Origin of the sequence: Psychrobacter glacincola, assembly GCF_904846215.1 — a bacterium.
GTDB lineage: Bacteria > Pseudomonadota > Gammaproteobacteria > Pseudomonadales > Moraxellaceae > Psychrobacter > Psychrobacter glacincola.
The window spans coordinates 69,293-88,574 of the sequence record NZ_CAJGZK010000002.1; the positions used below are offsets into that span (position 1 = coordinate 69,293).

General features: G+C 41.0%; 19 protein-coding genes and 1 other RNA gene. 3 read left to right on the forward strand and 17 right to left on the reverse strand.

The features are described 5' to 3' along the window. The first annotated feature begins 402 nt into the window (after positions 1–402). Entirely contained in the window at positions 403–1,476 is a 1,074-nt protein-coding gene (locus JMW90_RS01435; protein WP_201561348.1) for a hypothetical protein, read from the forward strand. A gap of 633 nt (positions 1,477–2,109) precedes the next feature. Continuing rightward, complete coding sequence (locus JMW90_RS01440) at positions 2,110–2,619, forward strand: BLUF domain-containing protein (RefSeq protein ID WP_201561349.1); 510 nt, start codon at positions 2,110–2,112, stop codon at positions 2,617–2,619. Between the two features lie 78 nt (positions 2,620–2,697). Here JMW90_RS01440 and JMW90_RS01445 read toward each other — a convergent pair whose 3' ends face one another. The 15 genes from JMW90_RS01445 to JMW90_RS01515 all read right to left on the reverse strand — a co-directional run bounded on the left by JMW90_RS01445 (position 2,698) and on the right by JMW90_RS01515 (position 15,285). Next, on the reverse strand, positions 2,698–3,261 hold the full coding sequence (locus JMW90_RS01445; RefSeq protein ID WP_201561350.1) for an IS630 family transposase: 564 nt from the start codon (positions 3,259–3,261) through the stop codon (positions 2,698–2,700). Further along, on the reverse strand, positions 3,224–3,535 hold the full coding sequence (locus JMW90_RS01450; RefSeq protein WP_201561351.1) for an IS630 transposase-related protein: 312 nt from the start codon (positions 3,533–3,535) through the stop codon (positions 3,224–3,226). Before JMW90_RS01450 ends, JMW90_RS01445 begins: the two co-directional genes overlap by 38 nt. A gap of 2,129 nt (positions 3,536–5,664) precedes the next feature. Continuing rightward, positions 5,665–5,970 (reverse strand): addiction module antidote protein, encoded by a 306-nt coding sequence (locus tag JMW90_RS01455; RefSeq protein WP_201561352.1) that lies wholly within the window; start codon positions 5,968–5,970, stop codon positions 5,665–5,667. Beyond that, complete coding sequence (locus JMW90_RS01460; RefSeq protein ID WP_201561353.1) at positions 5,963–6,289, reverse strand: type II toxin-antitoxin system RelE/ParE family toxin; 327 nt, start codon at positions 6,287–6,289, stop codon at positions 5,963–5,965. Before JMW90_RS01460 ends, JMW90_RS01455 begins: the two co-directional genes overlap by 8 nt. Before the next feature lie 251 nt (positions 6,290–6,540). Continuing rightward, a complete protein-coding gene (locus JMW90_RS01465; protein ID WP_201561354.1) occupies positions 6,541–9,087 on the reverse strand; it encodes a DUF927 domain-containing protein in 2,547 nt (848 codons plus the stop codon). Positions 9,088–9,193: 106 nt separating this feature from the next. Next, positions 9,194–9,778 (reverse strand): hypothetical protein, encoded by a 585-nt coding sequence (locus JMW90_RS01470; RefSeq protein ID WP_201561355.1) that lies wholly within the window; start codon positions 9,776–9,778, stop codon positions 9,194–9,196. Beyond that, a complete protein-coding gene (locus JMW90_RS01475) occupies positions 9,771–10,304 on the reverse strand; it encodes a hypothetical protein (protein WP_201561356.1) in 534 nt (177 codons plus the stop codon). The genes JMW90_RS01470 and JMW90_RS01475 overlap by 8 nt, the downstream gene beginning before the upstream one ends. A gap of 143 nt (positions 10,305–10,447) precedes the next feature. Beyond that, the gene (locus JMW90_RS13875; protein ID WP_265089210.1) at positions 10,448–10,579 is read right to left on the reverse strand and encodes a hypothetical protein; all 132 of its coding nucleotides are present in this window, start codon (positions 10,577–10,579) and stop codon (positions 10,448–10,450) included. After that, complete coding sequence (locus JMW90_RS01485) at positions 10,572–11,093, reverse strand: KilA-N domain-containing protein (RefSeq protein WP_201561357.1); 522 nt, start codon at positions 11,091–11,093, stop codon at positions 10,572–10,574. Before JMW90_RS01485 ends, JMW90_RS13875 begins: the two co-directional genes overlap by 8 nt. A 2-nt stretch (positions 11,094–11,095) precedes the next feature. Further along, entirely contained in the window at positions 11,096–11,338 is a 243-nt protein-coding gene (locus JMW90_RS01490) for a helix-turn-helix domain-containing protein (protein WP_201561358.1), read from the reverse strand. A 3-nt stretch (positions 11,339–11,341) separates the two neighbouring features. After that, a complete protein-coding gene (locus JMW90_RS01495) occupies positions 11,342–11,635 on the reverse strand; it encodes a helix-turn-helix transcriptional regulator (protein ID WP_201561359.1) in 294 nt (97 codons plus the stop codon). Positions 11,636–11,824: 189 nt separating this feature from the next. Further along, complete coding sequence (locus tag JMW90_RS01500) at positions 11,825–12,628, reverse strand: cysteine peptidase family C39 domain-containing protein (protein WP_201561360.1); 804 nt, start codon at positions 12,626–12,628, stop codon at positions 11,825–11,827. Positions 12,629–12,732: 104 nt separating this feature from the next. Beyond that, positions 12,733–13,935 carry a tyrosine-type recombinase/integrase gene (locus tag JMW90_RS01505; protein WP_227691831.1) on the reverse strand — a complete coding sequence of 401 codons (1,203 nt, stop codon included), beginning with the start codon at positions 13,933–13,935 and terminating at the stop codon, positions 12,733–12,735. Positions 13,936–14,149: 214 nt separating this feature from the next. After that, positions 14,150–14,528: a transfer-messenger RNA gene (gene ssrA / locus JMW90_RS01510) on the reverse strand. An 85-nt stretch (positions 14,529–14,613) separates the two neighbouring features. Next, positions 14,614–15,285, reverse strand: a complete 672-nt coding sequence (locus JMW90_RS01515; RefSeq protein WP_201561361.1) for an alpha/beta hydrolase — start codon at positions 15,283–15,285, stop codon at positions 14,614–14,616. A 157-nt stretch (positions 15,286–15,442) separates the two neighbouring features. Here JMW90_RS01515 and JMW90_RS01520 point away from each other — a divergent pair, with 157 nt between their 5' ends. Further along, entirely contained in the window at positions 15,443–16,807 is a 1,365-nt protein-coding gene (locus JMW90_RS01520; protein ID WP_201561362.1) for a glycerophosphodiester phosphodiesterase family protein, read from the forward strand. A gap of 35 nt (positions 16,808–16,842) precedes the next feature. Here JMW90_RS01520 and aroC read toward each other — a convergent pair whose 3' ends face one another. Beyond that, positions 16,843–17,946 (reverse strand): chorismate synthase, encoded by a 1,104-nt coding sequence (gene aroC / locus JMW90_RS01525; protein WP_201561363.1) that lies wholly within the window; start codon positions 17,944–17,946, stop codon positions 16,843–16,845. 79 nt (positions 17,947–18,025) lie between these two features. Further along, on the reverse strand, positions 18,026–19,201 hold the full coding sequence (prmB, locus tag JMW90_RS01530) for a 50S ribosomal protein L3 N(5)-glutamine methyltransferase (protein ID WP_201561364.1): 1,176 nt from the start codon (positions 19,199–19,201) through the stop codon (positions 18,026–18,028). Positions 19,202–19,282 lie beyond the last annotated feature (81 nt).

Below are 19,282 nucleotides of genomic sequence, written 5' to 3' on the forward strand. Positions count from 1 at the left end.
AATAGGTTGAGATCGCAAATTTCTAAAGCTATCTACTGTGACTTAGAACTAGGTTTGATAAGTATGTTTTCGCTATTAAACTAGCACTTTCGATTAAAGCTGCTAGTTATTATATCTAGCAAATTTTAACTCAATAGTTGCTTAGCTTCGTCTGCGCCAATTTAGTATAGACTCGCAACATCCATCGCTGTAGTTAACCAGCCCGTCGTTTAATACGTAATAAAAATATAGACTCTCATCGTAAGCTAGTATATATTAGCTATAGGTAAATTATATCGCCTAATAATAAGGTCTGTATGGATTTGTTGCTAGAAATAAACTATAAAAAACACAGTATAAAACCTAATAAAAACTAGGTTTTATACTGTGTTTTTCTATAATCTTTTATGAGGAAATGACACGGTGGATGGACAATTAACTAGGCTTCCTGACAACCAGAACTATCCATTTGATCAAGAATCGATGATTTACAGTCAATCGCAATTTTTAAAATTAATGACAGATGAACACATCAAAGATGTAAAATTTGGTAGGAGGTGTATTGAAGATTTTTATAAGAATCTGCAAAAACTGAGGTCAGCGGATGCAAGATCTCTACTATATATAGATAACCATTTATTAGGCAAAAGTCAGGAAAATATAACTTACAATGATGATGATTATAAAGAATTACTGATTAGTCAGCTTAAAAGTTATCCTAGTTCTATGGATAGATATAACTTGTTGGTAAATTATAAAGCCAAAAATGTCTTACCAGATAGCTATCTTGATTGGTTTAAAAACGATCTGCGATGCTCACTTTTTTTAATGAGCTTGATTCAGAGTGCAGTTAGTGACTATGCTTACAAAGGTAAAAAAGAGTTGATTACTGGAATATCGAATTTACTACGCTATCATATATCAATTCTAAACTGCACTTCATATAACCTCGATTACAAAGACGAAATACTCAGAGATGGTGACTGGAAAACTGCAGTTTTACTGTCAATTAAATCAACATACTTAAAAGGTCGTACCGAGGACAAAGAGCTAAAATGGCTTGATATTTCTAACTATGAACAGATAGAGTGGGCGTGTGATTATCTTGAGAAGAATAAATATACTATTCTCAAAGGTGTTTTTTTTCCTGAGACCATTGAGGAAAAATATGAGCTTATATTAGCCAGTTTAGATAGGCTTTCTAATATTGAAAGTGACAATATTGGAACTGAAAAGAATAAGGGTTATTCTCCACGAAGCTATGTTTTATTTAGTATTAAGAAGGCATGGGATGGGCAAAAGCAATATGATTCTAAGAGTAAAACGAGCGATGGTATTATAAAAATATATAAGAAAAATCAGCCTAAGTTAGACAAACTTATAGCTTTTAGTGGCTTTACCGCTCAGAAAATTATAAACCATTCTATCGAACAAATGTATGCTCAGCTTATTGATGATGATACTGAAGCAGTAGATAAGGACGATACTTCAGGCTAACCTCATACTTTTTGCAAGTCTATCAACAGCTTCTGCCTCACCATATTACGTTCATAGCTTGTATTATACTAAAACCTGTTCAAGCAATAATATTTAGTTACTATTGAATTATAAAATTGAAAATTGAATCTTAAGTATACTCATGAGTGTACTAAATTATATTATTGAAAACTTAACTATATATATCAAATACTTAATCCCATAATTCTGTTCCGGCTCCGGGTACCATTATATTGAAAGGCTTCCAAGTAATTGGAAGCCTTTTTCTTATTGTGTATTATTAACTTTATGTAGCAACCTCTTACCTCTACTATCAATAGATGATGCTGTAATTCTAATGAAAAATTCAGGCATAAAAGCTATCAATCGCTCTGATGCTATCACATCAGCTATTCTCTATCGTTATTTTTTCCATGAATAAACATAGATATATCGTATAAATTATTAATCGATTGAAATAGCATCGCTTTATTTATTTAGGATACATTAGCTAATGATAGCCGTTAGATAACATAAGTCCTTATTCAACCTGCTTGTTTCATACAAGTTTTTTAGCTACAGTTAAAAATCTTCTATTAAATAATGACGATGAATCGTCAAATAAAAACAAACTTTAATAAGCTGGAGTACATTATGGAGCTAAAGCTGAATGAGCTTTCCGATAAAAACAATATAAATAGTCATCATGGCGAGCATATTATACTGCGTCTAACTTATGTTAGCCGTTATAACACTGAAAATTCAAATATCGAAGTAGCACGTATTCTTGAGCAGGCACAGCGTAACAATGAGCGTAATGGTATTACTGGTGCATTAGTGATTAATGAAAAATATTTTCTCCAAGTTATTGAAGGCGCAAGACCGGTTATTAACAATCTGTTAAAAAAATTGATTGAGGACAAGCGACATTTTTCTTTGCAAATTATTGAATGCCGTGAAATTGAGGAAAGGCATTGGAATAAATGGTCAATGAAATATTTAACTGCTAATGATCAGAATAAAGAATATGTTCTGAAATACTCAGCTAGCAATGAATTCAACCCTTACCTAATGAGTACTTCTCAAATTACAATGTTTATAGACAAGTTATCAAAACTTCAACAACGACAAGAAAAACGCGAGTCTAAGATGAAAAAATCTTAGTTTCTGGCCAGACGATTAGAACAAGTATAGTTTATAGGAAAGAATGACTTGATCCTCTATTGTATATAGTCAGCGAACTTAAAAACTGTCACATAGCCAGAGGAAATAAAAGAACAAAATATCAATACAATCTAGACGCCAATCTTTACGTTTGCGTTTCACCCAAGCCCAGACTTGCTCAATAGGGTTTAAATCTGGGCTATAAGGTGGAAGCCATAAAATGGTATGTTCTGCATCTTCGATAAGCTCTTGTATGTCTTGTCTTTTATGGAAAGTAGCATTATCCATAACGATAACACTGTTCTTAGGAAGATTAGGCAGTAGTAACTGGCTTACCCAACTATGAAAAACGTCACTGTTAACGCTACAATCATAAAGTCCGACAGCAAATAATTGATTGTTATAAATTGCCCCTATAGCATTAGTCTGGTTCTTTAACTGCCAATTATACTCACCAAAGCATTTTTGTCCTTTGTTGGAGTAACCGTGAGGCCTGTTATCATGAGATTTAAAGCCACTTTCATCTAAGAATACAATGGGTCTATTATCTGTCTCGAACTGGTGCAATTGCTCAAGAAACACGCCTCTTAGTTCAGCGTCTGCCTTAGGATGGTTTAGTGTCTTTTTTTTGGGTAATACCAAGACGCTTTAATGCTTTAGATATACCTCTATCGCTACAGTTGAAACGTCTTGCGCGCTCATAGTGATAGTCATCAGGATGTAATTCAACGTCTGCTATGAGTGTTTTATTATCTATCTTTGTCGGTTTAAACTGACGCTCTACACCATCAATGTTTTTACACCAGCTTTGTATGGTGCTGGTGCTTATTTGATACTCCAGAGCAAGTTGACGATAGGTGTGACCGTCTTCTAGTTTCCTTAATATCATTTGTCGGTAATCTTTTGAATATGCCATAATGGTTATTGTATCGGCTTTATTGTTCGTTGGCTATAGCTTACTATATAGGACGCTATACCCCTATATAAACCTCAATACCTGAAAAACGCCCAAAATAAAGGGCTAACAGTCTATGACGGTCAGCCCTTTATCGTTGTTTGGTGGAGATGGCGGAAACTAAACTATATATAAGTCATTGATAATAAACGTTATTAATAATTTTAAAATAGACGATACCAACCATAATACCAACAATAATTTTTTATTTTACTGTTATTCAGTGCCTACCCTATCAACTAAAGATTACTTTGTAATTATTTTCACTGTTTACCGTTTCAACATCTCTCAACATGCAGACATCTCTATAATCAGTATTCTTTAGTATTAACCAATGGGCTATTTACTCTTAGGTACATTCTATATATTCGGTTATCCAGTTATTACCTAATCGATACTATTATGAGCTTGCTATTTTCTTTCATGGGGTTAAATTGCTATTGGCTGCACGCGCTCAAATAATGGTATTTTAAGCGTGCGTTTATCATGCGTTTTCTGTGCGTTTACTCGCATCAATTCGTATAGCCTTACGATACCTGTCCGAAAAGTCCCTTATGCTGCCTCACGATACCTGTTAAGAAACTATCCAGCATGGGCAAAATATGCCCCGTGCGCGTACTGTTCCATAAACTACCCCCTAACGTGTCCAACAACTCAATTTTAGCCCTTGCTTAAGATGTCCGAAAAGTCCCTTACGATACCTGTGCATAAAGCCCCCTTTTTATGGAGTCCAATTATTATTTTAATCTCGCTCTAACGTGTCCAAAAACTAGCAGAATTGGCATAAGCTGCACCTGTACGCGTACTGTGCCCATAACTCTAACGTGTGTGATAACCTGCCTCGTACTTGTTAAGAAACTACCCTTTTTTATGGACTCGCAAAAGTCGCTTGTATGCATGCGTACTATTCGTAAAAGTCCTTTTAAAGCAGTCCGAAAAACTACCCCTTTATGGACTCCGAAAATCCCTTTTTATAATGTGTAAAAACCCCCGTAATTTGGTTTTGAATGTAAGATTTTATAAGGTTTTGGCATTGGTTAATTCGCATTTGAATGTTAAGTTTAGTTAAGTCGGCGGCTGTATTAATCAGCTTTAAATGTACGGTTTTATCAGGTTCTAATCTTGGGGTTCGTCATGATGTCGAGGGTGTGAAGTTCTTAATGTCCAACTTTGGATAGTGGATTATTTGCGAGTCATTAACACTGATTTGAATGTAAGGTTTTATAAGGTTCTAACGTGTCCGAAAACTAGCCGTAATCTTACCGTTATTCCTACCCTTTGATATGTGATACGTCCAAAACTGGACTTATCTATAATCCGCTACAGCCCTCCTATAATTTACCCCTAAAATCGCCCTGTAATCCATGCCTAGCAATCGTTCGCGGCTCATTCACTTTTTGGCAATCCGTAAACAAATAGTTAACTTAAACCACGTTTAATACGCTCGATTTTGAGCCTATCTATTTTTTAATACGGCTATTGCGGTGCATATCAGCTATAAGCCTTGCCTGGGCTGCCATTGGGTCATTTATCTAGTGTTATGAAATGGTCATTTCGTATCATGTGGTATAACAAAATCACGTTTAATACGCGCAAAACTGCTCACATCAATTTAGGTTTACAGCCCCTTGCTGATTTGACTATAAAATCACCTTATAGCCCATGACTAGCCAGCGTTTGCTCTCCATTGGAGTTTTGGCAATCCGTAAACCCACGTCAACCTAAATCATGCTCAATACCCCCAGCTTTGGGGTTATCTATTTTGTTTGACGGCTCTATGCTGTTTTAGTGAGGTTATAACGCTGTAGGCTAATGATGGTCATACTTTGGGCTAACACTTACCCCATTGGGGATTAGGCAATCGGTAAAACGTGGTAAAAGTAATTATGCTTTTAAACCTTAACATTTATTAACATGCTGGCAGTCGGCAAACTGGTTTGAATGTTAACAAATGACAACATGCAGCCCGTGATTTTAAAGTGAATATTGAGCGCTTAACCTTAGGTTTCCCCTAGGTTTTTGCAGTCCATAAAAAAAGGCATACGCTTAACGTACACCTCTTATAGTAATAATCAAAAATAACTAAACGATCAAGCCTCTAGAAAAGGTTCTGCCTTAGGGGTTAGGGTAACTTGTAAGCCCATGCCGTCAATAATCTTTAGCATAGTGTCAAAACGTGGCTTTTCTGATCGCAATGTCTTGTAAAGGCTTTCACGTCTTATACCCGTCTTTTCTGCAAGCTCATTCATACCTTTTGCTTTTGCCACATCATTTAAGGCTTCGATAAACTCACTAGGTGCGCCATCGGTCAATATTTCGTTCAAGTAAGCATTAATAAGGGTTTCATCTGTCAGGTATTCCGCTACATCAAATCGGCTAGTTTTAATATTAGTCATTGGGGTGTTCCTTTTCTTGATCCTTAGCTTGCTGCCATAAGGTGCAAGCCTTGGTAATGTCGTTTGTTTGGCTGTCTTTACTGCCACCTATCAACAATAGGTAGAGTGTATCGCCTTGCTGGGCATAATAGACACGGTAACCATTGCCTTTGAATATACGCATTTCATAGATACCGTTCGTATTGGCTAATGGCTTATGGTCACCAAAGTTACCGCCTTGCGCTCGCTTAATACGTGCCAATATGCCAACTTTGCCTAACGGGTCTTTGAGCTTATGCAACCAACGTTCAAACTGCTCTGTTTGGTCAATATTAATCATAGGGTTAGATTATTAGTAAACTTATAATTTATTGTAAACTTTTGGATAATATATAACAAGCTATGACTGTGCTTACTGTGTTGTTTATTGTTGATCCATAAAGAAAGGCAGACAATAAATGCCTACCTTTGATTATTTTTTCTGTACCTTGCTTTTTAGCATGGGACACTTGGGACAGCGGGACAACGCCCGTAGTTAATAGCTTGTAGCTGTCCCAGCCCGTTTTTAGCCTTTGGGACACTTGGGACAGATTAATAAATTGAGCTACTTTGTCCCATCTGTCCCAGTGGTGTTTTAATGCTTAGGACAGTGTCTAGCCCTTGCTGTGTATGGTTTGTCCCAGTTGTCCCATCTGTCCCAGTGCTTTTATTAGTTTCATAACTTTGTATGTCGTTTTTGACTGCATAAACGCGTGTACGGTTTTTCCTGAATGGCAGAGATACTCTGCATGTTTTGCGATCGCTTTCAGTCACATTCAATAATCCAGCTTCATCTAATACTTGCAATACTTTGCTTTTATTAAATGGTGAACACACTTCATCAAACGTGCTGGTAGTAAAATAATATTCCCCTGTGTCGTAGTTATGATAGCCAACACGGTTAGTTATCTTGGCTTCAAAGTCTTGATAGGCAGTGCTGTGACAAGGTTGAAAACGACTACTACCATGCTGTTCAATAAACGCCTTGATATGCTCTATGATTTGACGCTGCTCATGCTCACCATCACGCCCATAGTTATCAAGCCAATTATCTAAGCATGTCATAACGGCTGTGGTTGCTTGTCCTGCTTGCCAGCCTGTTATATCTGCCTGTGTTGCCATTTCACCAGCAGCAGCCACAATAGCAAACCGTTTAGCCACTCTATGCGCTTGCGGTGCAAGGTCGCTATACTTACTCATAAAGTCATTTACAAGCTGCTTTGCTGTTGCTGTGGTTGCTGTTTTATCAGTAGTGATATGTTCTAACCATGCCATGCCAGCCACACCATAGTATCTATAATATAGCTCTTTGATTTTATCTGCTTGTGCTGCGCCAGTGTCTGCCAGTACCAAACTATCAAACGTCCTTAAGTCATTACCAGCCCCAGCATCAGCATCTATATGTGCTACTCGAATCTCAATACCTGCATTGGTTTTCTGTCCTGCTTGCGCCATAAAGTTCTGCAGTGACTCCTCACCATTAGACAAAAAGATAATGCGCCATGTTTTAGTGGTTCGGTTGTGTCCCGTAACAGTGCTACGCCCTTTGCCAGTACCATTACCTAACATGTAAATAGTTCTGCCTACTGCTTTTGCATCGGAATCGCTAATTTCATCGAGTGGTAAAAAACTGTCATTGCATTCACTTGCTGTGCCCTCTAATGCGTTATCTGTACTGCGCCATGTCTTAACATACCTGTCAGGGTTGCCCCATACACTAGCAGCCGCTTTAAGCGATAAAGACTTACCCATAGTTGACGAGCCTACAATATGAAAACCACCCCCATCATCATCGAGTAATTCCATTAATTGACCAGCAAACGCGCAAGCAATAGAGAAAACAAAACGGCTTTGTTCTGCTAGTGGTTTGCATAGCTCATCACGCCATTGTTCTAGCGTGCCTTGCTGGGCTATGGTGCTATTGATTGCATGGGCAGACTGATAAACGATTAACTGCTTACTATCACTGCCTATTGCACCATCAGGTAATATATATTGCTCACCATGCCAGCCTAGCTTATCAACACATAACGCCCGTTTGTGAATAGGGTAGTTTTGAATATAAGTGTCTAAGTAGCTGCGCTGTTTGCCATTGGTGGTAATGTTCAAGCCTTGACTGGCAAGCTCCTTGCGATACTCACGGGCATCACCTTGTAGCAGTGATAACGGCATTGACCACGTATGTGGCACGTTATCATCATCACGCCATTGCAGTAACCGCCCCCATGTTCCGCTGCTTATGTCCCGTGTTTTAGCGATAACCTCAATCGGTGAACAAATAAAGGCCTTAAACTTAAAGGTTATGTTTGCTGGGTCGTCATCGTTATATTTCACGAAAAATAGCCCATCATGGTATAGCTCAAAACGCCCATCAGCATAAATCATCGGCTCATTCAGCTGTGGATCATCGCGCCATTCAGGATAGTAAGCGGTATCTTGTAAATTGATTAGCTGGGTTTCATCAGCTGCCAGTATCGCCTCATAACTATGGTTAGCATGTAGCATTGTGAGAATATCAGCTATGGTAACCAATGCCCTAGCATTCACACCTGCCAATAGATTTATCATGCCTTTGTTATCTATGGTCATTGGTACGGTTAGCAGTGATCCGCTACTCCAATGCTGCACCATCTTTTTAAAGGATTGCTTTGTCTTTTGAGGGCTGATAATAAAAGTTATTTTGTCGTCTGCCATACACTGATAGGCATCAATGCCATATTCTGCATCATCAAAAGCAATTATCTCATTAGCTTTGTTTAAGTCACCAATGACGATAGCGCCATACCCTGTAGGATCAATAACAATAGGCTTGGCTTTGCTGTTTGGTGTGTAGAATACTGCGCCTACAATATCGCCTTGTTTATCGGTCAATCGTAAGGCTATCGTGCCAGCTGTCGGTACTATTGATGCGTCATCTGTAGTAAGATTGTCGGTGACGTTGAGCAAGCTATTGGGCGGTAGTAGGTCAAATAGTTTAATCAATAGCTTATCGTCTGCCAGCCCTTGCCGTGTGGCTGCATCAAAACTATTCATTACCACTGTAAAGCCTGTGCTAAATGCACGGGCTTTTTGATGGGTGTTTGTTGGTGTGGTAGTCATCTAGTCCCCCTTACTTGTGACTGGTTCGGCTTGCGCTGCTCTCTATATTTTTTATAGTAGCTTTTGCGCTTAGCGTACTTACGGCTTTGCTTTGGTGGGTAGGTTTTCACTGGCTGCCCTCCTTGCCGTAGCGAGTCATTGCTAGGGTTTCTTTGATTGAATTTACTTGTCTTTGTAATAGGTCATACCACGTTACGGTAGCGTCATGCGTTAATCGTGCCATTGATATAGCGGTGTGAGTGTCTATTTTCTCGTAGTGAATAAGTCCTAGTAACTGACCAATATCACTTATGACAATAGCTGCGCTTTCAATGTCGCAAGCAATATCTGATAAATCAAAAGCAGATATTAATATCACTTCTTTGTCGTCTGCTTCGGTAGTGTCTATTATTGTGCGTTGGCTGATATGTATGCCACTGTATAGAGTAGCTATTGCTTGGCGGTTGGCTAGCGTGTCATGGAATAGTGAGGGCAATACGTAGCAGTCCTCATGATAGGCTCTACCATCAGCACGATATAAGCACTCAACATTGCCAATATTGATAGTTAGGCAGTCTTTTGATTTGTTGAATAGCTTATAAGTACCATCGCCCACAGACGGGCATAGCACGTTGTCACCTGCCTTAAATGTGGCTGGTATGCTGTTAGTAGTGGTTTGAGTGTTTGAGGTCGTACGGATTGATTTACCCATGATGGATAGCTCCTAGTGATTTATGAGTTAATGCCACGCTATACGGTAAAAGTATAGGGTGACGGGTCTTACTCTCGGCATCACTAGAAGCCGCCCCGCATATTCGCCTTTCGGCTATTGTATTTTGCAGCGTCAACCCGTCATAGTCGGTTAGCAAGTGACTTGCTATAGATATGAGGGAATGCCCCCTTGTTACGCTTAAATGCGCGTTTGGGGCTGTGCTTGATGGCATAGTGACAGCTTGAGAGGCTGCGCTATTATCAGGCACAAAAAAAGCCAATAAGTAACGGCTGGCTTGTCCGCTAGTGATTTTCGAGAGGTCTATATAGTAACCATTGTTGGTATTGGTTGCAATCGGTTTTGGTTGTACTGGTTGGCAAGCGATTAATGATAGTAGCAAGCCAATACCTGCCACCCATGCCATGAATATAATAAAGCTAAGTAGTAAGCCTCGCTTAGGTGGCTGTTTGCAATCGTGTGCCCCGTGGCTGGCTTGTGGATTGGTTTTGTTATGATTATCACTCATGGCTTGTTACCTCCACTGTTGGCAAGGTTATAAGCCCGTCCATCATTTCACTAACAATGCTTGCGAGCTCGCTATTAGCAAGTAAGGCGCTTCTAACTGCCACTACCACGCCCTTGCTTGCGTCATCATTGGTATTGATAGCACTAAGTACTAAGTGCCATTGCTAGGCTTTCAGCATCGTTTGATAGGTCTTGTATGCGGTCATTAATGACAGACAAGTAATAACTATCTACTGCCACTAGGCGCGGTTCTAAGCGTTCGCTGTCATTACCCATTGTTAGCACCTCCTATAAGGTTAAGATTAGGCTGCATTTGCTTGATCGTGCTATCAATATGCTGTTTTAGCTGTGGCTTGATCTGTTTGCCACCAATGCAAAGAAAACGCCCTGCGCTAGTCAATCCAGCATCAACAATGCTTAACTCATTACATAGCTTATTAAGTCGTTCGCTAAGCTCTACCTGTTGGCTTACCATCGAGTCAAAAGCACGTATTACCAACAGTTGAAAACGTGGGCTAATCCACATGGCATAGCTGTAAACAAGCTCACGGCATACAAACGTGCCTTGTTGTTCTGAATGACCACCTTGAATAACTTTATAAGCTATTGAATTTGTTCCGTTCCTCACATCTGAGGAACGCTCTATTTCATCAATTAAGTTCTTAGTGTTTTCTAATCGCATGAAGTTATTAGCTTGATGTTTTTTACTGCTACCACTAACTTTGTGTAAGTCATTAAGTGAGTAAAGCCCGTCCATCATTCGTATAGTGTTATTTAATATAGTAAGCATGATTAAACCCCTTCTACTGTTTGCGGTGCTGGCGTGTCTATCCAATATGTCTTATAGGTCTTACCGTTGCGTTTGACGGTCTTATCTTGGATAACCACACCTTGCGCCCTTAGCTCGCTCACCCTTTGTAAAAAGCATGTTATTTGCCATAGGTCGAACGCTTCATAAGTCGATAGGCTGTTACCTGTCAGCATGTAGTCATGGATAATCTGCTTATAGCTCTGTTTGGTTTGCCGTGTCTGCATAACCTACACCTCGCTAGTGTTTGAGGTGTGTTTATTGATCCACTCGTTAACCGCTGCATATGACCACGCTGTCATGGTAGGGGATAACTTAACAGGTGCTACAAAACGCCCATCTTTTGACCATTCAAAAAGGGTGGTTTTGCTAAAGGGTAGAAATGGCAGAATATCTTTAGCTCTACCTAATCCAGTGGTAGGCAGTTGCCTAGCGTGTAGGCTATCGGATATTTTCTGAATGTCGTTCGCGGTGTTATCACTGAATGCAATAGCAGAGGTTTGGTTTGTTTGTTGCTTGTCCATTTGTATAGCTCCATAAAATGCTTTGGCGTTACGCTTCGGCTTATGGAACTATTCTAGGGGTAGGTTTTTCTTAAAAATAGACGGAAAGGTAGGGTTATCGCTACCCCTCTAAAACTTCCTTTTTATTATAAATAATGAGTGTTCCTGTTGCTTAGGTCAATAAAATAGAAGTTTGAAAACATAGGGGTATTAGAAAGGTATATCGAAATCTATATCTGCTTTAGGTAGATTATCAGGCAAATTAACAGTAAGTTTTTTTTGTACTTCAATAGCTAAACGTTTATCTGCACTTTTACCTACTTTTAGGGGGGTAGGATTGGCTTTAGCTCTACCACCTGTAGTGTCCCAGTTTGGAATAGCGGCAAGCTCTTTAAAAAACTTCTCACCTGTATTAGTCACACCAAAAGCTTTGGCATTATCTTTCATCCAATCTTCTATAAATCCCTTTACTCTTTTCCCATTTAGGTTGTCTGTTTGAGCTGCTTCCCATGCTCTAACGCATAAAGCCAATTTAGCAGAATAATTCAAGTGCTTTTGGTTCATGTAGTCATCTTTTTTACCATTAGGGAATAACAAATGCGGATAAACGCCCCTATCTGATAACCATTCTTTTAGATCTTCTCTATCTATTGTAGTTTTAGCTGTGTTAATATCTGATATAGCTATCCAGTCTTTGTTTAAGTCATTTTGAATAAGACTTTCAGTGTATGGGGTAACAACTATATAAGCGTTTAACTTACCTGCCTTGATAGCATGCACCAACGTTTTTAAACTAATTGAAAAAACATCCTCTGCATTATGTGGATCACCGTCTTTATTGCGTACTGACACATAATCACTATTACCATAGTTATCATGATAAACATTGTTCGGACTTACACCAGCAATCAATGCTGCTGCATCCTCAATACTTATAACATCCATAAGCTTGTATAAATCGGCATCACTTAAAGCGTTTACAAATTCATCAAAGAAACTATTTCTTTCAGCCATATCCACACCCCTACACCCTTAAATCATAATAGGTGCAAGGCAGTGACAGCATAAGGGTGTGAATAGCTGTCGTTCGGGTAATTAGTCCTAGCCTTGCATGGTCGTTACAGCATGATGTTAGCCATGCTTTGTTTTTGTTGTTTAAAGCTGGTATGTATGACATTGTCCAATTTGCCAGCATAAGCATCATCAATGAAGTTTGCCCACTGGTTCATCATGTCTATTCTGTATGGTAGGTGCTGCGCCCCGTTGTAGGCTGCACTGATCTTATTTTCCCTATCATGTGCCAGCTGTAGCTCTATCGCTTCGTGCATGTATTCCTGCTCATGCAATGTGGTACTGGCAAGCCCTCTAAACCCGTGCCCTGTCATCTTGCCTTTATAGCCCATGTTCCATAGGGCATTGATAAATGCGCTTTGACTGTATGGCTTACGTGTTGAGGTATTAAAGAAAACATACTGATCCGAAAAGCCTAATTCTTTGATCTGCTTTAATATCGCTACTGCTTGCGGTGCTAGTGGCACGATATGCAAGCGCCTAGCTTTCATCTTTTCAGCTGGGACAGTCCATAAGCCGCGATTAAAATCTATGTCCTGCCATTCCATAAATCTAATCTCATTGGTACGTACAAACGTATAGCATAAAAACCATAAGCCTAGTTTCACCAATAGATCACCATCATAAGCATTAATATCTTTTAATAGCTTGGGTAATTGCTGGCTAGTGATACGGCTATGATTGACGGTTTTGTGTGGCTTGATGGCTTCGGCTAAATCGGTAGCTGGGTTATGCGTGGCTAGTCCATTGCGGATAGCGTGCTTAAATATCTGCCCTATCTCTCTAATAGTCCGCCTTGCCATTTCATTAGCGCCGCGGCTCTCCACTGCTTTACCGATAGCCAATACATCAGGTGCGGTAATGTCGTTTATGTTCTTTTGACCAATAGAGGGCTTAACATCACGCATGTATGCAGAATAGTTACGGGAAAAGGTGCTTTCTGCTAGGTAGGTTTTGCGCTCTGCGTACCATGACTGGGCTATGTTATCGAAAACATTTAAACCGTCTTGGCTGGCTTGCTGCTCTCTCTTATGGTCTTTAGGGTTAACACCATCAGCTATTAAGCGTTTGATCTCAATATTGCGCTGGCGTGCATTCTGTAGGCTCATTACTGGATAAGTGCCAATAGTGAGGGTTTGCTGTTTGCCTTGCCAGCGGTAGGCGCTGATCCATGACTTAACGCCAGTGTAACGCACCCATAACTGCAGCCCGTTACCATCACTATGTTTGTCAGGTCGCTTTGTATCAATCGAGGTGCTACTGGGCTATAGCTTATTGATAACGGTATGAGTTAAGGGCATTGGACTATCCTTTGTTGGTATTGAGCATGTGTATAAACTCTAATACCAACAATAATACCAACATTCTATATAGGACGCCATACCCCTATATAACCCTCAATCCTTGAAAAACGCCCAAAATAAAGGGCTAACAGTCTATGACGGTCAGCCCTTTATCGTTGTTTGGTGGAGATGGCGGGAGTTGAACCCGCGTCCGCCAGCATTACGCTCATGAATCTACATGTTTAGTTTCTGTCTTTGGTTTTAGTCCGCACCGATCCGACAGTCAGGATGGATAGGACGATTCTCTACTTTTAAACCCAAGCAATTGAGACAATCGCTTGTGGCGCTTCTACATGCGGACGCTTCAACTTAGTTGACCAACTGTAGATGATCAGCAACTAAGTAAACAGGATTTAAACCATGTAAACAGGGTTTAAGCTGCTAGAGCGTAATTTTCGTCGTTTGCGACTATAACAATATATGTTTGATTAACGAGAGGACATATACTCTCGACATGCATCATTGAGTTTCATCACCAGCGTCGAAGCCAGAACATCCCCAATAAGGTCGAGGATTATATAGCACTTGTACCTCTGCTTGCAACCTATTAGAAGTCCGTATTACATTAAGTTACAGCTTAAGCATCTAAGCCAATACCTTATTTAACCATTTACCCATATTTTGAATTTGCGGCATACATACTTGATGTGCCATTGGATACGTATGGTACGCAACATTGTATCCTTTCTCTGATAATAACTGCTTTGCTTGCTCGCCTAAAATCGCTGGAACGACTGGATCATGCGTACCATGTTCAATTAATATCGGCATATCTTTATTAGCGTCGCTATAGCTAATATTGTCATTGGTTGCTAGATAGGTAGAGAGCGTCATCAAGCCAGCCAAACGCTCTGGATAGCCAAGTGCCACATGATAAGCGACTGCCCCGCCCTGCGAAAATCCTGCAATCACAATATGCTCAGGTTTCACACCTCGCTCTACTTCACGAGCAATCAAATCCTCTATCTGCTGCGCAGACTCTTCAATCTGATTCACATCAACCTTACGCTCAAGACTCATCTCTAATATGTCATACCATGCTGGCATAACCATACCGCCATTTATAGTCACTGGACGATTGGGCGCATGCGGAAAGATAAAACGTACAGCCATATCAGCATCTAATCCTAGCTGCGGCACTACTGGTTCAAAATCGTGCCCGCTCGCGCCCAAACCATGCAGCCAAATCACCGCTCTATTAATCGCTTTGTTTGCAGGATTGTGTTCGACAATAACGGCATCTAAATACTTACTCATTGGTTATCCTTAATGATATTCAAAAACTTAAAAGGAATTACTATAAAACTGCTTCGGTTGTCATCATTCCTTAAACATAACCCTATAGTTTAGGTGCTAAGTCAGTGACAGTAAAATTGATAATGATAATTTATGCACATTTATGAGGACAGTTTACATGACAATTTTGAAAAATTCAGCGAATGAGCGGGCGCAGCTGCACAAATCTGCCCTGCACAAACTCAGATGCCAATGTCTTACGCTACCTTTAGCCATTATCAGCACCTTTTTATTATTGGGCTGTAATGAAGATGACGGCTCATTGGCGGTCATACTGCCGACTCTACCCCCAACGACTGACCCTATACAGTCGCTAGCCTATACCTATGGCGTTCGACCATTTTATCTGGTCAACGATATGGATGAGAGCCCGCTAAAAGATGAATTATTGGCCTGTAAAGGGCAATTGCCTAGCAAAACTGACTTCTCTCTCGCCCATCGCGGCGCGCCTCTACAATTTCCTGAGCATACTTATGACGGTTATGTAGCGTCAGCACAAATGGGCGCAGGCATCTTAGAGTGCGATGTGGCCTTTACCAACGATGGTGAGCTGGTATGTCGCCATGCCCAAAACGATTTGCATACCACTACCAATATTGTTGCTACGCCACTAGCTGACCAATGTAGCGTACCGCCTATAATAGATGCTAATGGAACACTCACCAATGCGGCCGATATTGAATGCCGAACTTCAGATATTAGCGTAACAGACTTTAAAAGTCTGACGGGGAAAATGGACGCCGTCAATACCCAAGCGACCAGTATTAGCGCCTACATGGATGCGACAGCGCCATGGCGAACAGACTTATATTCACAAAATGGTGAAGTGTTGACCTTAAAAGAACATATTGCGCTTGCTAGCAGTTTGGATATGAAGCATACACCTGAGCTCAAAGAGCCCGTAGTCACCATGCCATTTAATGGCTATAGTTTAGATAATTATCGTCAACAGTTGATTGACACTTATAAAAGTGCAGGCGTGCCCGCCAGTGATGTATATCCGCAGTCGTTCAATCTTGAAGATATTGACTATTGGATTAGTAACGAACCGAACTATGCTACCAATGCCATCTATCTCATCGATGATAGCAACGAGACCGCAGCGGGTAAGATATTTGATAAAAATGACCCGACGACGTGGAAGCATTCATTGGCTGAGATTAAAGCGCGCGGCGTTAATACTATTGCCCCAGCGTCTTGGCTATTGGTTACCAGCGATGGCGATGGCAAGCTGCTACCGTCGACATACGCCTTGCAAGCCAAAGCCAATGGCCTCGACATTGTCACGTGGTCGCTTGAACGCTCAGGGCCATTAAAAAATGGTGGTGGCTGGTATTATAGCGGGCTTGGCGACGCCATTAACAACGATGGCGACATCATGAATGTCATTGATGTGCTGGCGCAAGACGTTGGGGTTAAAGGTATCTTCTCAGATTGGCCAGCAACCATCAGTTACTATGCCAACTGTAAAGGTTTAAAGTGAGGTAAAGGGTCAACCCTCCTCATATCATAAAGACATTAAGTAATCGATTGAACTGGTTGCTCTACATCAGCATTTTGACCACGGTGGCGCAGATAATGATCCAATAATACAATCGCTAGCATGGCTTCGGCTATAGGTGTTGCGCGTACACCCACGCAAGGGTCATGACGACCTTTGGTCAGCATATCGACCGACTCGCCTTGAGTATTGATACTTTTGCCAGCAGTGGTAATACTAGACGTTGGCTTGAGCGCAATACTGACACGGATATCCTGCCCTGACGAGATACCACCCAAGATGCCGCCAGCATGATTGGCGGTAAAACCGACTGGCGTCATCTCATCACGTGAGCTATGACCAAACTGCCCAGCCACTGCCATACCATCACCAATTTCGATACCTTTTACCGCATTGATACTCATCATGGCATGGGCAATATCCGCATCTAGACGGTCAAATACTGGTTCACCAAGTCCAACCGGTACACCACTGGCGATAACTTCGAGGCGGGCACCACAACTCGTCCCTTCACGGCGCAAATTGTCTATCAAGGTCTCAAAGCGACTGACTGCGTCTTTATCTGCACAAAAAAACGGATTGCTATTCACAAAATCCCAATCAATTTGGCTCGGCTCTACTATATTACTGTACTCATTACCGATTTGGGTCACATGCCCACGGATTTGCACCCCTAAGCGCTCTAGCAAGTATTTCTTGGCGATAGCACCAGCAGCGACACGCATGGCAGTCTCACGCGCCGATGATCGACCACCGCCACGATAGTCACGAAAGCCATACTTCATACTATAAGTATAATCGGCATGACCGGGGCGAAAGGTATCTTTAATTTCACCATAGTCTTTAGATTTTTGATTGGTATTACGAATCAGTAGACCGATAGAAGTACCTGTCGTTTTACCTTCAAAGACGCCAGAGATAATCTCGACTTCATCAGATTCACGGCGCTGGGTCGAGTACTTAGAAGTACCCGGTTTACGGCGGTCCAAATCTATTTGTAAATCGGCTTCGGATAAGGCCAAACCTGGTGGCACGCCATCGACGATTGCCAACAAACCTGCCCCATGCGATTCACCGCAGGTGGTGACGGTAAAGATTTGTCCAATACTATTGCCTGCCATACTTATCCTTAAACAAATGAAGTCGATTTTTGACTGTTTTAATTATAGTATCAATTTTAATTATAGTATCAATCTTGATTTATTGATTGCTATCCAATAGCTTTACGTAAGCGGCAAACAGTTGACGGTAGCTCATAAGCTCATCATAAGTCATCGCAAAGATACCATGACCGCCGTGAGCAAATCTTAGCCAATCAAACTGAATCTCAGGATAAGCTTGCTTCAATGCCCACTCGCTATCGCCCACTTCACAGACGAGCAAACCTTCTGGGCTAAGATAATCTGGTGCCTCAAACAAGATACGATGTACCAAATCCAACCCATCTTGACCAGCAGCGAGTGCATGTTCAGGCTCATACAAAAACTCAGGTGGCAAGTCGGCCATAATGGCAGCATCGACGTACGGAGGATTGGTAACAATCAGCTCATATTGATGTTCAGCAGGAATCTTAGCAAACAAGTCAGATTCAATCACATTGACTTGATGACCAAGATCATGATGATCGACGTTTACCATCGCCACTTCAAGCGCGCTTTTATCGATATCTACGGCATCAACCAAAGCATCAACAAAACGGGTTGCAAGCGCAATAGCGATACAACCAGAACCGGTACATAGATCTAAAATACGCTCAGGTTGTGACAGCTGCTTAATATCTAAACCATGATCATAAAAAGTGGCTGCTTGATTATTGACACTAACCCCAAGCGGTTTTGCCAATTCAGTCACATCAAAATATGGATGGAACTGCTGACGAATCAATTCAGCGATAGGTGAGCGCGGGATTAGAACACGTTCATCGACATAGAACGGCAAGTCGCAGAAATAAGACAGATTAATCAGATAACTTAATGGCTTACGCTCAGCGATACGCTCTTCTAATAAGCTCAATACCAGCTGCTTCTCTGAGGTGGTCAAGCGGCAGTCAAGAATCTGATCATTGGCTGACCAATCTAAAGACAAAGAATGCAATACAATAGCAGACGCTTCAGCAAATTCATCGGTCGTTCCTTGAGCGACAACCACATCGTAATTGCGTAATTGCGTCACTGAAAAACGAATAAAGTCGCGGATAGTGACCAGTTGCTCACGTGCCTCTTCAAGCTCAGCACGCAAAGTCGCAAATTCATCGTGCTCACCGACAAGCCCTGTCTCTAAATCGTATTCCATATCATCATTGATACCTTGTGACTCATCATCATTAAAGTATTGATTTTGAAATTCTTCTGCGCTCATTACTTGGTCTTCTGACATATCGCACCTTACTGATTACATGCTTACTGACTACATGCGGATGGGTTAAATCGCTTTCAATGATTTCACTGAATAGCCGAT

What these genes read in the sequence shown, in the direction of transcription:
- JMW90_RS01440 (WP_201561349.1), top strand. Translation starts at nt 2,110, where the DNA reads ATGGAGCTAAAGCTGAATGAGCTTTCCGATAAAAACAATATAAATAGT.
- JMW90_RS01450 (WP_201561351.1), bottom strand. Translation starts at nt 3,535, where the DNA reads ATGGCATATTCAAAAGATTACCGACAAATGATATTAAGGAAACTAGAA.
- JMW90_RS01455 (WP_201561352.1), bottom strand. Translation starts at nt 5,970, where the DNA reads ATGACTAATATTAAAACTAGCCGATTTGATGTAGCGGAATACCTGACA.
- JMW90_RS01460 (WP_201561353.1), bottom strand. Translation starts at nt 6,289, where the DNA reads ATGATTAATATTGACCAAACAGAGCAGTTTGAACGTTGGTTGCATAAG.
- JMW90_RS01465 (WP_201561354.1), bottom strand. Translation starts at nt 9,087, where the DNA reads ATGACTACCACACCAACAAACACCCATCAAAAAGCCCGTGCATTTAGC.
- JMW90_RS01470 (WP_201561355.1), bottom strand. Translation starts at nt 9,778, where the DNA reads ATGGGTAAATCAATCCGTACGACCTCAAACACTCAAACCACTACTAAC.
- JMW90_RS01475 (WP_201561356.1), bottom strand. Translation starts at nt 10,304, where the DNA reads ATGAGTGATAATCATAACAAAACCAATCCACAAGCCAGCCACGGGGCA.
- JMW90_RS13875 (WP_265089210.1), bottom strand. Translation starts at nt 10,579, where the DNA reads ATGGGTAATGACAGCGAACGCTTAGAACCGCGCCTAGTGGCAGTAGAT.
- JMW90_RS01485 (WP_201561357.1), bottom strand. Translation starts at nt 11,093, where the DNA reads ATGCTTACTATATTAAATAACACTATACGAATGATGGACGGGCTTTAC.
- JMW90_RS01490 (WP_201561358.1), bottom strand. Translation starts at nt 11,338, where the DNA reads ATGCAGACACGGCAAACCAAACAGAGCTATAAGCAGATTATCCATGAC.
- JMW90_RS01495 (WP_201561359.1), bottom strand. Translation starts at nt 11,635, where the DNA reads ATGGACAAGCAACAAACAAACCAAACCTCTGCTATTGCATTCAGTGAT.
- JMW90_RS01500 (WP_201561360.1), bottom strand. Translation starts at nt 12,628, where the DNA reads ATGGCTGAAAGAAATAGTTTCTTTGATGAATTTGTAAACGCTTTAAGT.
- JMW90_RS01515 (WP_201561361.1), bottom strand. Translation starts at nt 15,285, where the DNA reads ATGAGTAAGTATTTAGATGCCGTTATTGTCGAACACAATCCTGCAAAC.
- JMW90_RS01520 (WP_201561362.1), top strand. Translation starts at nt 15,443, where the DNA reads ATGACAATTTTGAAAAATTCAGCGAATGAGCGGGCGCAGCTGCACAAA.
- aroC (WP_201561363.1), bottom strand. Translation starts at nt 17,946, where the DNA reads ATGGCAGGCAATAGTATTGGACAAATCTTTACCGTCACCACCTGCGGT.
- prmB (WP_201561364.1), bottom strand. Translation starts at nt 19,201, where the DNA reads ATGTCAGAAGACCAAGTAATGAGCGCAGAAGAATTTCAAAATCAATAC.